The 17,599-nt window shown below is 63.7% G+C and carries 13 protein-coding genes and 1 pseudogene; 1 reads left to right on the top strand and 13 read right to left on the bottom strand.

From position 1 onward, the window contains the following. From NFR41_RS08235 to NFR41_RS08215, 5 genes and pseudogenes are all read right to left on the bottom strand, one after another. Positions 1-265, bottom strand: a pseudogene (locus NFR41_RS08235) (hypothetical protein); the annotation flags it as partial. A 353-nt stretch (positions 266-618) separates the two neighbouring features. Beyond that, positions 619-2,316, bottom strand: coding sequence for an FAD-dependent oxidoreductase (locus NFR41_RS08230; protein WP_251231459.1), 1,698 nt, complete (start codon positions 2,314-2,316; stop codon positions 619-621). Positions 2,317-2,409: 93 nt separating this feature from the next. Continuing rightward, positions 2,410-3,039 (bottom strand): cytochrome c3 family protein, encoded by a 630-nt coding sequence (locus NFR41_RS08225; protein ID WP_251231458.1) that lies wholly within the window; start codon positions 3,037-3,039, stop codon positions 2,410-2,412. Between the two features lie 212 nt (positions 3,040-3,251). Continuing rightward, complete coding sequence (locus NFR41_RS08220; RefSeq protein ID WP_251231457.1) at positions 3,252-4,781, bottom strand: helix-turn-helix transcriptional regulator; 1,530 nt, start codon at positions 4,779-4,781, stop codon at positions 3,252-3,254. A 736-nt stretch (positions 4,782-5,517) separates the two neighbouring features. Then, complete coding sequence (locus NFR41_RS08215; RefSeq protein WP_251231456.1) at positions 5,518-6,720, bottom strand: FAD-binding protein; 1,203 nt, start codon at positions 6,718-6,720, stop codon at positions 5,518-5,520. On the opposite strand from NFR41_RS08215, the gene NFR41_RS08210 reads away from it, so the two are divergent. After that, complete coding sequence (locus tag NFR41_RS08210; protein WP_160212863.1) at positions 6,698-7,015, top strand: response regulator transcription factor; 318 nt, start codon at positions 6,698-6,700, stop codon at positions 7,013-7,015. The two genes, NFR41_RS08215 and NFR41_RS08210, sit on opposite strands and share 23 nt — an antisense overlap. A gap of 106 nt (positions 7,016-7,121) precedes the next feature. On the opposite strand, the gene NFR41_RS08205 is transcribed toward NFR41_RS08210, so the two are convergent. From NFR41_RS08205 to NFR41_RS08170, 8 genes are read right to left on the bottom strand one after another with little or no spacing between them, the layout of a single operon-like run. Next, a complete protein-coding gene (locus NFR41_RS08205) occupies positions 7,122-7,781 on the bottom strand; it encodes a TIGR03936 family radical SAM-associated protein (RefSeq protein ID WP_251231455.1) in 660 nt (219 codons plus the stop codon). Further along, complete coding sequence (locus NFR41_RS08200; RefSeq protein ID WP_251231463.1) at positions 7,778-9,832, bottom strand: TIGR03960 family B12-binding radical SAM protein; 2,055 nt, start codon at positions 9,830-9,832, stop codon at positions 7,778-7,780. Before NFR41_RS08200 ends, NFR41_RS08205 begins: the two co-directional genes overlap by 4 nt. A gap of 8 nt (positions 9,833-9,840) precedes the next feature. Further along, positions 9,841-11,223, bottom strand: a complete 1,383-nt coding sequence (locus NFR41_RS08195; RefSeq protein WP_251231454.1) for a YcjF family protein — start codon at positions 11,221-11,223, stop codon at positions 9,841-9,843. 15 nt (positions 11,224-11,238) lie between these two features. Further along, complete coding sequence (locus tag NFR41_RS08190; RefSeq protein ID WP_251231453.1) at positions 11,239-12,441, bottom strand: FtsW/RodA/SpoVE family cell cycle protein; 1,203 nt, start codon at positions 12,439-12,441, stop codon at positions 11,239-11,241. Positions 12,442-12,445: 4 nt separating this feature from the next. After that, positions 12,446-14,629: a penicillin-binding protein 2 gene (gene mrdA / locus NFR41_RS08185; protein ID WP_251231452.1), complete on the bottom strand. Its 2,184-nt coding sequence runs from the start codon at positions 14,627-14,629 to the stop codon at positions 12,446-12,448. Positions 14,630-14,636: 7 nt separating this feature from the next. Next, positions 14,637-15,158 (bottom strand): rod shape-determining protein MreD, encoded by a 522-nt coding sequence (mreD, locus tag NFR41_RS08180; RefSeq protein WP_251231451.1) that lies wholly within the window; start codon positions 15,156-15,158, stop codon positions 14,637-14,639. Next, positions 15,158-16,294: a rod shape-determining protein MreC gene (mreC, locus tag NFR41_RS08175; RefSeq protein ID WP_251231450.1), complete on the bottom strand. Its 1,137-nt coding sequence runs from the start codon at positions 16,292-16,294 to the stop codon at positions 15,158-15,160. Before mreC ends, mreD begins: the two co-directional genes overlap by 1 nt. 18 nt (positions 16,295-16,312) lie before the next feature. Continuing rightward, positions 16,313-17,368, bottom strand: coding sequence for a rod shape-determining protein (locus tag NFR41_RS08170; RefSeq protein WP_160212868.1), 1,056 nt, complete (start codon positions 17,366-17,368; stop codon positions 16,313-16,315). Positions 17,369-17,599 lie beyond the last annotated feature (231 nt).

Raw genomic sequence — 17,599 nt, 5'->3', positions numbered from 1 at the left:
GCTCAGACCACGCGACACCTTCACCCCAACGGGCGGGTTCTCCGGTTTCGCCGCCCTGCTGTTTTGCCGCCTCCTCCCCCCCCCATCGCCTGATGCACTTATCGCTAGGAAACCCCCTGAGCATCCGCGCGAAGGGTAAAGGCGCCTCTGATGCCATACAGCAAAACCAAAGCACGGCTTCGATTCCGTGGTCGACGTTCATCCCGCGATGGTGGGACGGCACGCGCCCGATCCGTCCGTTGGGGCTCTCGATCTTGTTGGGCATGGAGGGCGCGGGGCCTTCCCGGGTCAGCCCCTCGTCCAAGCACGTGAGCAGCGTGCCCGCGTCGCAGAGTGCAACGAGGGCCTTTCCAGCCCTTCCGAGCCTTTCGCGCTTGTAGCGCTTTCCGTCGTCGCCCTCCCCCTTCAAAAAAACGCCTCGTACTTAGTGCGCCGCCTACGAAAGGCCGCCATCCACCCTGCCGCCTCCTGCAGGCTATGCGCGTCATAAGGTCCTTCGCCAAGGCATACTTTGGCCTATATCCCACAAAATAGCCCGACTCGGCGGAGGGGTGCCGGGTCGGGCTATTGGAGAGTAGCCGCTCTTTCGAGCGAAGGGTTAACTAGGCGATAGCAGCCTTAGGCTTCGGTGGTCTCGTCCATATCCCACGGCTCAAGGGCGCAGGCATGGCGGGCACCGATACGACCCCATACCATGTTCTCGGCGTTGTTACCGCCCGAGATACCATAGGTGTGAGCGGCGAAATTGCCGAAGCAGCCAGCAGCGTACAGACGAGGAATTACCTGGTCCTTGGTGTCCAGCACCTGAGCATGCTCGTTCTTCTTCGGGCCACCCAGAGTGGAGCAACCGCCGGGGTACACCGGCCATGCGTAGTAGGGCGGATTCTCGAGAGGCAGCATCTTATCACCGGGGCGGTTGAAGTCGGGGTCTTCGCCAGCAGCGCAGAGTTCGTTGTAGTGCTCGACGCTTTCCTTCAGCTTCTCGGCGTCCATGAAGCCAGGGTCGACCTTTTGCATTTCGGCAGCCAGTTCTTCAAAGGTGTTGCCGGTCTTCAGCCAGCCACGCTCCAGCTCGGCCTTGTTGTCTTCGCTCCAGCCATCGTATCGACCAACTTCTTTTGGCAGACTGGGGGCATACATGCCGCGGGCAAGCTTTGCGGTGGGGTCGGGGCCCAGCCGTCCAGCGTCGAAGCCGGTCTGGTCGATAACCACCCAGTACGGAGCAACTGCATAGTCACAAATCTCGTCGTCAAACTTGGTGAACTGGTGCCAACCAACGTGCGGGCTCGCACCTGTCTTCTCGTTGTGCCAACGACGTCCAATGCGGTCCACATGTACGTAGGCATCGTTCTTGGGGCTCAGCTGGATTGCGTAGGGGTGCTCCGGATCATTGAAGTTCGGGTTTGCACCGCCGATCATGCAGTTCATGTGCCAGAGCTGGGCACCTACGTGCTGCACCATGGGAATACCGTCGCCTGTGTTGTAGGGCCAACCGTAGAAGCCCTTGGCCGGGTATACACGCAGGTATTCGTTCTTCATGTCCTCATTGAACTCGAACCCACCGATGGTCATCATCGTGGCTTTGCGGGCTTTGATGGCCATGCGCTTGCCATCCACGTCTGCGTAGCAGCCCAGAATCTCCTTGGTCTCTGGGTTCTGGATGAGCTCTTCGTTGCAAGCGTTGAACAGCACTTCGATGCCTAGGTCCTGACGATGCTGGTCCATGATATCCCAGAAGTTCATGCCATAACCCTCGATGGCGCCGATCTGCATGGAGTCAGAGCCCGGCAGATTCGGATACTCGCAGCTCTCGGTGTACTTGCTGGCAAGGGTGCCCTCGTTCTGCTGCCAGGGAAGCTCCCAGCGGGTGGCATACTCGCCGTTGCGCACGGCTTCGGCTGCCCAGGCGTCTGCCATAACGTCAGGAGTAAGTCCGCGGCTGAACGACTTGATGTAGGTGGCGCACCCCTCTGCATCCACAGGAATAGTGAACTCGCCCAGATTGATAGAAGAGTTACCACCACCGCGTACAGGAGCCTTTTCCAGGATCAGGACCTCGGACTGGCCCTCGTCAGCCGCGGTCACAGCCGTCCACATGCCAGCACCACCGTAGCCGATTACCAAGATGTCGGTTTCGTAGTCCCAGGATTCTGGCAGCCATTCAGGGGTGGTACCCGCCTCGGCTAGGACGGCCTTACCGTCAGTGTCTGAAGCGCATCCGGCCAGTGCGCCGGCAGCTAGAAGGGCCGCGCCAGCACCGGCACCCTTCAGGAACGAGCGACGGGAAACGTCGACGGTCTCGTTATTCTTCCTCATAATCTCTCCTCCTTGATTACGCGTCCCGCTCCCTAGTCGGGACGTCGTCACCGTGATAGTGCGTAGAACATTCGCCACACTTCAAGTGATGTCTTATTCGTGGCACGTTCCGCATTCGAAAACGCCAGCGTGATGACATCCGATGCATGTGCTGCGAGCCTCAGTCAGTGTGTCGGTTGCCACATGCGACACGTGACAGGCAGTACATGCAAGGCTCTCGTGATCCCTACCTTCCGGCAAAGCATGCGGATTAATCGCTTTACCCTGATCGTCGGTGACAACCACATCAGCCGTACGCTCGGCAATAGCTTCCAGGCTGTCGTGCTCGTGGCAAGCCAAACAGTCTTCGCTTGTCATTTTCGTTTTGCGCAGCTTGGTAGCTGGGTCTTTGCCCGCTCCGTCAGCGTGTACTGTGGCAAGTGTTGACTCATCGGTGTGGCAGTCGACGCATTGGGTGTTGTTGGTAGCGTGTGTTGCAGCCAAGCACGCTCCGCCTTGAGTCGATGCCGCTTCCGTTTGATGGCAAACCGAACAATCGGAATCCGGTGACCAGTTCATCGTGATGGCATCTGCACCGTTGGCTTCGGCGCTCGATGCCGTGCTATTAGTATCGGCGCTGTTGCTCGATACGCTTGGTGAAGCCTGAGGCGCACAGCCTGCAAGGGCGATCACGCCCGCTACCACACAGGCAGCCATGGTCAATTGAATAGTGCGGTTTCTCATAGTTCCCCTCCTTTCTTCCCGCTGCGGCATATAAAACGCCAGAATGGGGGAGGGCAGAAGAACCGCAGAGGTGGATTTTTGCCAAAACGGAAGAAATATACCCGAGAGGTATAGGTGCGATTTAGAGGTATAGAGGGAAGGATTGAATAATGAAAGTGCAGCGCAGACAGGATAAAACGGTCATGAACGACTGTGAATCGAACACTCTCGCACTAGGCTCTCTCAACTAAGTCGATAAGCTCTTGTTGCGAGTGTACACCGGTCTTCTGGTAGACGTGCACAATATGACTATGGGCTGTGCCGACGCTGATGTGCAACTTTTCGGCTATGACCGCTTGGGTGCGCCCTTGGGCTAAGAACCGGAGTACTTCTTCTTCGCGAGATGTAAGGCCATGGCTTTGCGCTACCTCAGAAACTCGATCTTCAAGCGATGCTGCCTCGCCCTCCGCGGCTTTCTTCTTGAGAGTTTTTGAATCGCGATCAGTGAAACGTTGCACCAGACTTTCAGGAAGCAACAGCATAGCTATGGCCGCCAACACTACGACAAGAAGAGCGCACAGAACCGTGGAATCGATGTCGATAGCGAAGGGCAAGACACTGAGGAACCAACGTGCACCGAGAGCCAAGCCCATGGCAATCATGTTTGCTACCATGCCGAAACCCAAAACGCGCCAGGCTGAGCTTCGATGTTCGTGAGCGCGGCGAACCAGTAGGCACCAGAACAGTACATCGAAAAGCTTGTATCCCATGGCTGCAACTATGGCGACGAAGCGAGTGGCCAGAGGATCCACAAGCCAAACCACCAAGGCCCCGATAAGCATGAGAAAAGCTGCCCGGTATAAGGTTAGAAGTTTGATATTGCCGCGTTTTAGGAACAGAGCCAGAAGCAAAACAAGCACGAAAACGCTGGCAACCGTTCGGATGACGCCATCAAAAGTGAATTCTTCGGTATCGACTCGACTAACACCGAACAATAGGGACGAAGCGAGATTGTAGACGAACACGAAGGCAGCGATGGACAAGCAAAGGCGTCCGAGGCCGAGTTGATTGGAGGTCGAGTTAACCGAATCATGAACCGATTTTGCGGGTTCTGAGATTGGTTCATGATCGATGTCGCTTTCGCTACTCTCGTTGACTTCGGTTTGCCACCGCCCTGCAGAAAATCCCCGTAGCAACAAAATGTACGAGCCCAGCGGCACCAAGAAGAACAAAACCATAGCCGCCGAAGTGGAATCGATGATGGTCATGCATGTTTGAAGCAACGAGGCCACAAGCATGGAGCATACCGTATAGAGGTCAGCATGCTTCGAATCGATACTTGCATATTTGTCGCCCCAAAGTGTTTGCAGTAGCGCAGCGCCTATGCCCATGAAGACAAGACCCAGCGGAAGCGTGATAGAAGCATTCGTAATCGAACCAAGCGTGAATAGCGCTATTCCTGCAAAGGTTGCAACAACCGAGCTGATGAAAAGCAATGTTCGGGCTCTTGGATGGTTACCAGCTGGAATGAGCGTTGCAGCGAAGAAGCAAGCAAGAGCGGCAGGAAGAAAGAATAGAAAGTCGCCCCCAATTCCTTTGAAAGCGAAGGCTACCAAAGGCAGCACTTTCCATTGAACGATCCAAAGGCGACAAAGTCCAAAACCTAAGTAGCTCCAGTCGAAAGACTTGAAGGCAACATGCGAGAATTGATTGTTTGCAGCTGGGGAGGTAGAAGTCGCCAGCGCGGCGCTTGTCTTGGCCAAACCTTCATCCCCCCATGAATTATGCAACTGCCAGGAACCTGCACATGATAGCAAATCTGTTTGGGCATATAGGCCAAAAAGTGCGCAATGGGGTCTGGTCGATCCGGTAGGGGTATGGCGTCGATTGGCGGAGCTCAGACCACGCGACACCTTCACCCCAACGGGCGGGTTCTCCGGTTTCGCCGCCCTGCTGTTTTGCCGCCTCCTCCTCCCATCGTCTGATGCACTTATCGCTAGGAAACCCCCTGAGCATCCGCGCGAAGGGTAAAGGCGCCTCTGATGCCATACAGCAAAACCAAAGCACGGCTTCGATTCCGTGGTCGACGTTCATCCCGCGATGGTGGGAGAGCGCGCGCCCGATCCGTCCGTTGGGGTTCTCGATCTTGTTGGGCATGGAGGGCGCGGGGCCTTCCTGGGTCAGCCCCTCGTCCAAGCACGTGAGCAGCGTGCCTGCGTCGCAGAGTGCAACGAGGGCCTTTCCAGCCCTTCCGAGCCTTTCGCGCTTGTAGCGCTTTCCGTCGTCGCCCTCCCCCTTCAAAAAACGCCTCGTACTTAGTGCGCCGCCTACGAAAGGCCGCTATCCACCCTGCCGCCTCCTGCAGGCTATGCGCGTGCATAAGGTCCTTCGCCAAGGCATACTTTGGCCTATATCCGCCCAAAAAAGCGAGGCCCGGGGGACCTCGCTTTCTCCGGGAGGGCTCTGTAGCGTCTGCTCGCCCGTCTGTTTGCCGTCAGGCTACTTCACCTGGTCGAGCACCTTCTGGACGGCGTCCTTGATAGCGCCGCTGGTCACCGTGGCGCCGGCGATGGCGTCGGTGGACTGGGCCTCGATGATCTTGGCCGGCAGCGCGTCGATGGCCTTGCTGCCCACGCCAGCGGTCTCCTGCTGCTGCACCACGTCGATAGCGGTGATCTTGCCGCCCTCGATCTTCACCTTGAGTGCCAGCTCGTTGCCCATGCACAGGGTGGAGGTGCCCAGGTACTCGTTCTCGCCCAGGGTCACGGTCTGCTTCGGGTCGGGGTCGACCATGTGGCTGCCGCTACCGGGGGTGTACACCAGATTCGACTCCACGCCCAAGGGCAGCACCGGCAGCGGGTCCTTTTCGGCCGCGGCGTTCACGCCGGCCAGCTGGCCGAAGATCAGGCACTCGGCCATGTTGTCGCCGCCGTTGTACTGGTAGGGGGTCATGCCGCCGAACTCGCCGGCGCTGTACAGGGTGGGGATCGGATCGCCGTCGGTGCCCATGACCTCGGCGCGGGCGCTGCGGCGCGGGCCGCCCTGGGTGTTCAGGAACGCCTGGATCATCTCGATGGCACAGAAGGGGCCGTCGCCGAAGGGCTTCATGGTGTCGGCCGCGCGGTAGAAGGCGGGGCCGTAGCCCTCCTCGGCCATGCGGTTGAAGTCGGCCACGGTCTGCTGCAGCTTGCCTTCGGGCATACCCAGCGCCTGCTCCAGGCCGGCCAGGGTGTCGGCAGACACCACCTGGTCCTGGAACTCCTCGGGGATACCGTGGTAGCCGGCGATGGCATCGACCTGAGCCTGGTCGTGCACCATGTAGGTGCGGCGCGGGCGCTTGGGGTTGACCCAGTCGCCGGTGTTGAACAGCGTGCCGGCGGGGCTGGACTTGGTCAGGCCCAGGAAGTCATCCACCATCTGCGGGTTGTTCTCGAAACCGCCCATGGTCATGACCACGCCGTTCTTGGCGCGAACGTTGACCACGTCACCGTTGCGGTCGACCTCGACGCCGATGACGGCCTTGCTGACCGGATCCTGGAGCAGGCTCGACGCCGGGGAGTTGTACCATACGTCGATGCTGTCGGACATGGAGAGCACCTTGTTGCGGTACACCTTCCACAGGGCTGAGTTGCACACGCTGTCGCTCACGGTGAGCACATGCAGCTCGTCGCCGCCCTCCATGCCCAGCGGGGCCTTCTCCACCAGCAGCCTCTTCGACGCCGATGGCGACGACCTCGACAGCGACGCCGCAGCATCCCGGCAAAGGCAGTTAAGCCGTATCGCCTCGGCCCACAGCCTGGGAGAGCGCGAAACGGAGGTACTGGAGGTGCTGCTGCACAGCGGATCGGCAAGCGATGTGGCCCGTAAGCTGGTGATAGCCAACGGCACCGCGAAATCCCACATCCGCCATGTGTACCGCAAGCTGGGCATCCACGGCCGCGAAGAGCTCTTCGCCATGTTCGACGCCTTCCCGCCCAAAGGCGAGCATCGGGAATAGCCCGCAGGTGCCGAAGATGCCGTCAGGGCCCGCCTGCCACGCCTATCGCCGTTAACCCGCGCAGCCGCCGGCATGCGACTCCTCTAGAGCAGCCGTATGTCGGCCTCTAGGCCTCCTGGGCCACGCGGGTGATGGTGACTGCTCGCAGGGGGTCGCCGGCGCCGTCGGTGCAGTTTGCCAGCAGCACGTCAGGGCGCAGGCTGCCGGTGGGCTTCGACTCCAGCTTGAAGCGCAGCTGCGCCACGACGCTCGCGTCGCCGGCGTCGCCGTCCGCCGCCAAGGCCAGCTCCAGCTCGCCCAGCAGGTACTCCCCCACTGCCAGGGTCTTCTCCTTCTTCTTGCGCACCACGGTGACGGTTTCGGGGACCACCACGCCCCCTTCGGGCAGCGCGCTCAGGCGCGCCAGGTAGGTGCTCTTCGGGAAGGCCACCGAGGCTGCGGGCGCGGTGTGCTCGATGTAGCGCGCAGCGCTGGGCATGAGATCCGCCACACTGGCTGCCTGCAGGGCCGCAAGGGCCTTCTGCGGTGCCACGTAGCGCGTCAGCTGCAGGTCGAACAGCTCGCAGGTGCCGCCCACCCCCACCGGCAGCGCCGCGCCGAAGGCAATCTTCATATGCGGCGAGAACCCCTGGCTGATAGCGTAGGGCAGCCCTGCGCGGCGCACGGCGCGCTCCAGGGCGCGAGCGATCTCCAGATGCGAGAGCATGCACAGGCGCCCCTGCTTGCAGAAGGTGACGCGCAGGCGGAAGTTCGCCGGATCGGTCATTGCGGGCCACCTCCTTCGCCGAAGCCGTGCGGCTCGGGCACCGCGTTCTCCTGGGCGCAATCGTCCTCGATGGCCAACAGGGAGATGTAGGGGTTGCGTCGCGACGGCCGAGCGTTCGACGCGGCGCCGTCGCAGGCCTCGGGGGGCCCCGCGGAAACGCCATCGCCCACCGCGTTCGAGCCGGCAGCCACGCGCAACGCGGCCAAAACGTTGCCGGACTCCAAGCCGGGACATGCCCCGCAGGCCGAACACGCGCCAAACGTGCAATCGGGCGTGGTGATCTCTTCGGCCGCGCGGTAGCGCTCTTTCGCAAGCCAGCGAGCCGACGCCCCTGTGGAGATATGGGCCCACGGCATCACATAGCCGGGCTCGTATGACGTCTGGGCCACCGCTTCCACGTCGAGCCCCACCTCGTCGGCCGCATCGCGCCATGCCTGCTCGTTGAAGTACTCGGTCCATGCGTCGAACCGGGCGCCGCGCTTCCACGCTGCCTCAACCCATTCGGCCGCCAAGCGACCACCGCGGCTCATCACCGCCTCCACGAAGCTGGTAGCCGGGTCGTGCCAATGCACGTCCACCGCCTTGTACTTCACCGAGTCGCGCAGAAGATGCGCCCGCCGGCGAGCTTCCTCGGGCGGAATCTGACCGTCCCATTGGAACGGCGTTTGGGCCTTGGGCACGAACAGCGCCGCCGACACGCTCATGCGGATGTTGCCCCGCTGCTCGGGCGGCACTGCCTTCTTCGCCCGGTCATAGGCGCGTTGGGCCAAGCTCGCAATTCCCCTCACGTCCTCGTCGGTCTCCGTGGGCAGCCCGATCATGAAGTACAGCTTGCAGCGGCGCCAACCGGCGGCGAAGGCGGCATCTATGGCCGCAAACAGGTCGTCCTCGGTCACGTTCTTGTTGATGACGTTGCGCAGTCTCTGGGTGCCCGCTTCGGGAGCGAAGGTAAGCCCGCCCTTCTTCTGGCCCGCCACCAAGCCCGCCATGTCCACGCCGAAGGAATCGAGCCGCTGGGACGGCAGCGAGATACGCGTGCCCGTACCGGCAAACGCACAGTTCAGCTGCTCGAGCACCTGGGCTATCCGGGAATGGTCCGTAGACGACAGCGATGTGAGGCTCACCTCGTCGTACCCGGTGTGGGCAAGGCCCGCTTTCACCGACTCCACGATGTTGCGTACGCTTCGCTCGCGCACGGGCCTATACATCATGCCCGCCTGGCAGAAGCGGCACCCCCGGGCGCAGCCGCGCAGCACCTCCACGCTCAGGCGGTCGTGCACCACTTCGGCGTAGGGCACCACGCACGGCTCCCATCCCGGAGACGTCGCGAAGCCCTCGTAGATGCGCTTGACCACCGTATCGGGCACTCCGGGCTGCGCGGGCTCAAGCCAGCTGCCCGCCCGCTGGGCGGCCGCTTCGTCGCGCAGGCGGTAGAGCGAGGGCACGTACCAGCCGTCCTGGGCGGCCAAGGCCCGCAGGATGTCGGCCCGGGAAGCCCCCTGCAGCCGAAGCTGGCGGATAAGCTCCAAGGCATCCGGTACTGCCTCCTCCCCCTCCCCAATGCTGAACGCATCGATGAACAGGTGAAACGGTTCGGGATTGTAGGCACAGGGGCCGCCGGCGACGATGATAGGGTCATCCTCGGCGCGATCGGCGGCGCGCAGCGGGATGCCTGCCAAATCCAGCGCCTCCAGCACGTTGGTGGCCACCAGCTCGTGGGCCAGCGTGAACCCGATGACGTCGAACTCGCCAAACGGCGCGCAGCTCTCCATTGAGAAGATGGGCAGGCCCTCCCGCCGCAGCGCATCGCACATGTCAGGCGCCGGGATGAAGCCGCGCTCGGCAGCCAGGTGCGGCCGGGCGTTCACGGCGTTCACCAGGATGCGCAGAGCCTGGTTCGGCTGCCCCAGCTCGTAGGTGTCGGGGTACACCATGCAGAAGCGGAAATCGGCATCAGGCTTGCGCACGGCGCCGAACTCGTGGTCTATGTAGCGGGAAGGCCTATCGGCAGCTGCCACCAAAGGCGCCACCTGCGGCCACAGGTTCGTCAGATGCTCCCTCATCGGGCCTGGCCCTTGGAGTCGGCCTTCACAGAGCCCTTCGTGCCGCTGCCGAAGCGGTTCGCCGCCACCGAGCGCAGGCTTTCGGCCGCATGGGCAACGCCGCCCGCCACGGCCGCAGCGCCACCGGCCACCGCGCCCACGCCGGCAGCCACGCCGGCAACCCCGTCGGCTATGTCCTGGGAATGGGAGCGCACGGTGTCGAACACGCTGAACGCCTGGGCCTGCACGCCGGCAGGGGCCGACTTGCCCGCACGCTTGGCGCCGCGCTTCGCAAACGACAGGGCCGACTCGGCAGCCTTCGTCGCCTTCTCGCCCGCCATAGCGGCCATATCCTCCAGCTTGCCCAAGGAGGCGCCGTTCTCGTAGTACTCGATGGCGGCGCGGCCCATAGCCTCGGTGCCCACGTAGCCAATAGCGCCCTTCACGGCCCAGCCGAGCCCGGGCACCACGCCCACCAGCTGCCGCGCGATGGTACGACAGGCAAAGGCGCCGCCCACCACAGCCGCCAGCTCCTTGGCGCGGGCAAGCCCCGGTTCTTCACCGTAGGCAGCTGCGATCATGAGCAGCATCTTGGCCTGGTTGAGCGTCATCACCGGCATGTCGGCGCCGGGGATGAACACGAACACGCCCACGCCGGCGTTCTGGATGGCCGTGGAGCGAACCGCATCGAGCGCCAGCGGCCGACGCACGAAGGGAAACGCCATGGCGAAGGCCAGGCGCACCTCGCGGCAGGCGGCGATGATCCACTGTCCCATGCGCAGCTTGAGCGACCGGCATACCTCGTCGGTCATCTCGTAGGGCTCCTCCTCGTGCTCCACCGTCACGGACTTCGAGCCGGACAGCTCCTCGGCAGTGGCCTCGGCCACGGCGTCGGCCATGGCGGCAACGGCTACAGGTTCCTTGGCCGGCGCGCTCTCGGCCTCCGCGGCGCCCTTCCGGCCCAGCGCTCCCTCCACGGCATCTTGGGCGGCGCTCACGAAGTCCACCGGCGCGTCGGGGGCAACCACGTCGCCGCGAGGGACGGGGTACCCCGACGCCTCGGCGATCTGGCCCACCAGCGTCGGCATGTTCGTCGCCACCATGCAGGGCACGCCCGCCTCGCGCAGGCTGGCCGCGTACTCGCCTATGCGGCTGGAAAACCCTGCCACCAGGCAGGCCATGTCGTCGGTGCGAACCGCAAAGAAGCTGTCGTCGTCTACCCACTGCACCGACACCTGGGCGTTTTCGGACTCGCGCGCAAAGGCGGCAGTCACGCAGTCGGCCAGCAAGGCCGGCGCCGACCGGTCGACGTACACCGTCAGCGAAAGGCGCACCTGGCGGGCGGCATCGATATTGGTCGACTCGTCCAACACCGCTTTCACGTCAATGGGCAGCTGCATGACCGACCTTCTTTCCTAGGAGCGCTTCGTCGCCATGCTGTGGGACCACACCGAGCCGATGAGCCCCAGCATGACGAAATTAACCACCATGAACGACGAGCCGTAGCTGACGAAGGGCAGCGGAATGCCCGTGATGGGCATCAGCCCGCAGTCCATGCCTATGCTTTCCAGAATCTGGAACAGCCACATGCCCACCACCGACATGACGATGACCATACCGAACATGTCGCCGGCCGATGCGGCTATCCGAAAGCATAGCAAAATGAGCGCCACGTACAAAAGCAACAGTACCATTACGCCGAAAAAGCCCAGCTCCTCCGCAAGAACGCAGAAGATGAAGTCCGTAGGCGCCTCGGGCAGCAGCCCAAGCGCATGCTGCGATCCTTGGAACAGCCCCTTGCCGAACAGGCCGCCCGAGCCGATGGCGATCTGGGCCTGCTTGAGGTTGTAGCCCTCTTCGGAGAGGTTCGCCCCGTCCTGGTTCATGAACACGAACAGGCGCTTGCGCTGGTACTCCTTCAGGATCTTGTACTCGCCGGTTTGGGACAGGATGGCCTCGTCCAGGGCCATGAGCGCCCCGAAGGCGACGATGGCCGCCGCCAAGGTGATGAGCATAAACTTCGGACGGGCGCCCCCCACCACCATGGCCGTGGCCCCTATGAACAGATACACCAGGCCGGTGCCCAGGTCGGGCTGGGTCATGATGCACAGAAACGGCACCAGCATGATCCCCAGCGCCTTGCAGTACTCCTTCGGGTCGTCGAGCCTGCCGCCGTAGCGGGCCATCACCGACGCATCCAACAGCACCACCGTGATCTTGGCGAACTCGCCCGGCTGCACCTGCATGCCTATCCGGATCCACGACTTCGCCCCCATGCCGGCGTCGGTGCCGAGGCCTGGTATGTGGGGCGACAGGATAAGCACCACGTTGATGACCAGGAACAGCATGGTCAGGCCGGACAGATGCCGGTAGTCCAGGCGCCACACCACCGCCATGGCCACCAGCCCGGCCGCCACGCCTTGCAACTGGCGGGTGAAGCTGTAGTCCTCGTCCACGGACACCGCCGAGTACACGATCACCAGCCCGTAGCCGACCAGGCATAGGATAACCAGCAGAAACGGCAGGTTCACCCACCGGCGGATGCCGGTACGCTGCTGCCGGGCCTGCTTCGGCTCGGCGGCCCGCACCACCGAATGTATCTGGGGAAGGTTGCTCATGGCCCTAGTCCGTCCTGCCCGTGGCGCCGCTACCGTGGTATTCCACGGATTCGCCCGTCGACCCCGCCACGCGACCGAACGCGGTCAGCTCGCCGGCCTCGTAATCGAAGGCAGCCTTCAAGATCTCGGCGCCCAGAGGGGTTGCCGACTCCGAGCCGCCGCCGCCCTCTTCCACCAGAACGGCCACCACGAACCGGGGGTCGTCCAAGGGAGCGTAGCCAGCGAACCAGGCGAAGTCCTCCTTGCCGGCCACCTCGCCGGTACCGGTCTTGCAGGCCACGATGGACGGGTCGAGGCCCTTCTCCTCCAGCACCTTCCTCACGCTGGAGTTCTCCTCGGCCACGCCATTGAGCGCATCGCGCACGAAGACCAGGTTGTCCGCCGGCACATCGGGAACGGCCACCACTTCCGGCTGGAAGTCCACCGTTTCCTGGCCGCGGTCGTTCATCACCTTGCCCAGCACGTGCGGCCGCATGAGGTTGCCCGTGGCGATGGCGCCGTAGGCCACAACCATCTGGATGGGGGTTGCCAGCACGTCGCCCTGGCCAATGACCATGTTGGTGGAGTCGCCGCCGCGCCACGAAGCCGCTTCGGGGAAGTCGGCCCAGTACTCCGCCTTCCACTGGGGCGTCGGCACGCGGCCGGCTATCTCGCCGCCCAAGTCGATGCCGGTCAGGTCGCCGAAGCGGTAGCGCTTGATGTACTCCTGCAGCGCATCATCGGCCACCTGGGCATTCGCATTGCCGCCCAAGGCGCTTGCGTCGTAGAAGTTCTTCGCGATCTCGTAGAACACCACGTCGCAGGAGTTCACGATGCCCTCGCGCAGGTTCAGCGGCCCGTGCCCGTTGAGGTTCCAGCAGTGCTGGGGCTGGCCGGTGTCCCAGCCGTCCCACGCGCCTTCGCAGTCCCATTCGCGCTCCGCGTCGGCGAACCCGTAGGCCAGCGCCGCCAGGCTGGTGAACGCCTTGTAGGTGGACGCTGCGGGATAGCCGCCGGCGATGACGCGGTTCATCAGCGGATAGTGCGACTCTTCGGACTGATAGGTCTCGAACTGGTCGTTGGATATGCCGCCGATGAACGACATGGGCGTATAGGTGGGATAGCTGCTCATGGCCAGAATGGAGCCGTCACGGGGGTCCATCACCACCGCTGCGGCCGCCGTGCCCACGCCGGTGCCGATAACGCCGTTGGGCGCCACCAGCTTCGCCAGGGCCGTATCGCACACGTACTGCAGCGGGGCCTGGATGGTCAGCTGGATGTCGGAGCCCTTGGTGGACTGGACCTCGCTCACCACCTCCACCACGTTGCCATGGGCGTCGGCGATGACCTTGCGCTCGCCGTGGGAACCGGCCAGGAAGTTGTCGTAGGTGCCCTCCACGCCCGAGCGGCCCACCTCGTCGCCCGACTTGATCTCGCGACCGGCCGCAACGTTGTCAAGATCCTCTTGGATAACCGACCCGGTATAGCCCAGCACGTGGGCCGCCAGGGCGCCATAGGGGTACTGGCGCACGAAGCGTGCCTGGCTGGTGACGCCCGGGAAAGCGTCGGAGTGCTCGGCGATGAAGGCTGCGGTGCGCATGGACACGTCCGAGGCCACCACGCGCTGGCTCTGAGCGCCGGAGCTGGTGTCCTGGATGCGCGCCCGCACGATGCCCCGCGGCAGGCCCAGCACGGCTGAGAGCCGCCCCACCACTTCGGCGTTGTCGGCCACGTCGCCCTCCGCCAGGATGGTGAGCGCCACGCGGTTGTCCACCAAGGCGATGCCGCCGGCATCCAGGATGCGGCCGCGAGGGGCCGGCGTGTACATGGTGGCGAACTTGTTGCGGTCGGCCTGGGCCACGTAGGACTCCGAATCCATCACCTGCATGGACCACAGCTTGGTCGCCAGGGCGCCGAATATGCCGGCGGTAAGCACTCCCATGGCCGCAAATCGCGGGGCCAGGGGAGCGCCCGTCTGCGCGGCGGGGCTCGACCCCGAAACGGAGGGCTCGCGGTTCATGGGTGCGCTGGCGGCGGCTTTCGCCGAATCGGATAGGGTGGAATGCACGCCCACCGAATCGATGGAGGCGATGTGACGCTTGACGCTGACGTCGCCGGACTTGCTGCGGCGGCGCAGGACGACCACGGCCACGGCAACGGCCGCCACGGCCACAAGCGCAATCGCTGCTGCTATAAGGGCGGTTACCATAGCGCGCCTACCTGATGACGGGAATGCCGGCCCCGCGCGTCATCTGGCCAACCCGCAGCAGCCTCATCAGGATGGGATACAGGACAAGCCCCACCACGATGGTGAACAGGGAACACGGCAGCACCCGGTACATGAAGGCGTCGGCGAAGGACGCCTGCAGACCCAGCAGCATGAGCAGGCAGCCATAGCTCAGCTCCACCAGCAGGGTCGCCGCCGAGAAGATGGCAAGGGGCATGAACAGCGTGTCGTTGTCCAGCACCATGAACGCCCGGGAGGCACCGAACGACGCCAGAGTGAACAGGAACGCCTCAGCGCCCACAGGACCGGTGCCCATAAGGTCGCAGGCAAGCCCCAGGAAAAACGGCATGACGTTGCCGGCCTCGTCGGGCCTGACTATAGCTACCACCAGCACGTAAGCCAAGGCGAAGTTCGGCTGCGCACCGGCAACGGCAATGTTGGGCGCCGCGACGATCTGCAGCAGAAACGCCACCACGGCGCCTATGGCTATCCGCCCGATAGACCGCTCCATCACCGATCACCGCCTTCGCCCGCGCTCACACCCTCATCTCCCGATTGCCCGTCCTCGGCGCCCTGGGAACCCGCGCCCGTATCTCCCGATTGGTCGCCGGCGGCGTCCCCGGCGCTTCCGCCCTGGTCTCCGCCACCCGATTCCGCGCCGTCGTCGGCGTCGTCTCCGGAGCCGCCTCCCGAGCCCTCGCCCGACGCCGCAGCGTCATCCGACGAGCCCTGGCCGTCGCCTTGGGCCGCCGCCTGCTGCTGGCGGACGCGCTCCCGATGGGTGGAGGCCGAAACAGCCGCAGCATCCTCGGCACCCACGGTGAACACCACGAACACCTCTTCCAGAAGCTCGGGCGCATCGTTGGCCGCCACCACGATGCGGCGCAGCGAATCGCCCTGGCGCATGTCTATCTTGGCAACGGTGCCGATGATGAGGCCCTTCACGTAGCTTCCGCCCAGACCAGACGTGATGACCACGTCCCCCAGGCTCACCTGCTTGTCCGCCGCCACGTCCTCCAGGTACAGCAGCCCCTCCAAGGAGCCGCGGACGATGCCCTCCGCGCGGCTGGACTGCACCATGGCCGCCGCACCGCTGTTGGGATCGGTGAGCAGGCGCACCGTGGCACTGTGGTCGGCCACGTCGATGACCTGCCCCACCACGCCCGTGGCGCCCATGACCGTCTGCCCGGCGTCCACGCCTTCGGCACTGCCGGCGTCGACGGTCACCGTCTGGCTCCACGCCTGGGTGGAACGACCGATGATGCGGGCCGCCACGCCCTCCATCTCGTAGGCGTCCTTCAGCCCCAAAAGCCCCCGCAGCCGCTCCGCTTCCAGGCGATCCTCCTCGCCCTGGGCGTACTGGGCTATAAGCTGGCGATTCTGCTCGCGCAGCGCCGACAGGCTCTCCTCGTCCACCGTGGCGTCCACCACCACGTCCTGCATCTGCGCCGTGGCAGCCCCCACGGGAGCGCCCGCCATCTGCACCGGGGCAAGCAGGCCGCTCATGGTCGCCTGAGCGCGATGAAGCGGGCCCTCGTCCCCTTCGCGGGTATAGACGACCACCAGGATAAGCGATACCGCCAGAAATAGGGCGAGCAGGCCAGAGCTTGCCCCCGACCTGCCCCGTTGTTGAAAGTTAAGAGCCATAGGACTAGTGCGTAAACCTTACTTCGATCGCATCAGCGTCTGCTTCAAGGCGGTTGGCGTCTCGAGCACCTTCAGACAACCCATGACCACGTTGGTGAGAGCTGTCTCGCTGGTCCACACGGGAATCTCCAGTTTCTCGGTGAGGTAGCGGTCGAGACCCGAGAGCAGGCCGCCGCCGCCTGTGAGCAGAATGCCGTTCTGAATAATGTCGCTGGCCAGGTCGGGGTTGGTCTTCTTGAACGTCTCCTTGATGTGCAGCACCATCTCCTCGCAGGGGGCCACAAGCGCCGCCCGCACGTCCTCGGACTGGATGGTGACCTCTTTGGGCTGCTCGGTGATGACGTCCTGTCCCGAGATGATCATGTCGCGTTCGCGGCCGTCCTCGAAGGGCAGGATGGAGCCAATCTTGATCTTGATGATCTCAGCCGTGCGCTCGCCGATCTTGATGCCCAGCAGGTCGCGCAGGTGCATGGCGATGGCCTCGTCCATCTTGTTGCCGGCCAGACGCAGCGAGGACGAGGTGACGATGCCGCCTAGGGAGATGACGGCCACTTCCGTGGTGCCGCCGCCGATGTCCACCACCATGGATCCCGTGGGCTCGGTGACGGGCAGATCGGCACCCATAGCCGCGGCCATGGGCTCCTCGATCAGGTACGCCTGGCGCGCGCCCGCCTGCACCGCCGCCTCGAACACGGCGCGCTTCTCTACCGAGGTGGCGCCGCAGGGGATGCAGATGACGATGCGCGGCTTGGCCTGCCAAGGGTACTTGCGGGGCGCGGCCTTGTTGATGAAGGCCGAGATCATGGCCTCGGTCACGTCGTAATCAGCCACCACGCCGTCGTGCAGGGGGTGCTCGGCCGAGAAGGCCTCGGGCGTGTGGTTGATCATGTTCTTCGCTTCGTGGCCCACGGCCAGCACACGATGAGTGTTCTTCTCGATGGCAACGACGGAAGGCTCGTTCACAACAATGCCCTCGCCGGGAATGGCTACCAACGTATTAGCGGTTCCCAGGTCAATGGCCATATCTGCCGACATCTGGCCCGTCAACCCAGAGAAAACGTCAAGGAACGACATGCTGGTGTACCCCTTGATTCTCGATAGTAAGTAGCTATGCAGTTTATCACAGGGTGCAACCTTCCCCCAGATGCCACCGCAAAATCCACGGGGCACACAACCCAGCTTAAGAGTTGCAGCCTCCCGCACTCTGCCGCCCCTTCCCTTCCCCCATCGCCGCCATACACAAGCCGCACCCCAGACACAGCTCCCGTTGCGGCGGCGCACCCTCCCAGACACAGCCCTACGCCA

The sequence above is a fragment of the Adlercreutzia aquisgranensis genome (genome assembly GCF_943193145.1).
In the GTDB taxonomy this organism is placed as follows: Bacteria; Actinomycetota; Coriobacteriia; order Coriobacteriales; family Eggerthellaceae; genus Xiamenia; species Xiamenia aquisgranensis.
This window is presented reverse-complemented; position numbering and strand designations above follow the sequence as displayed.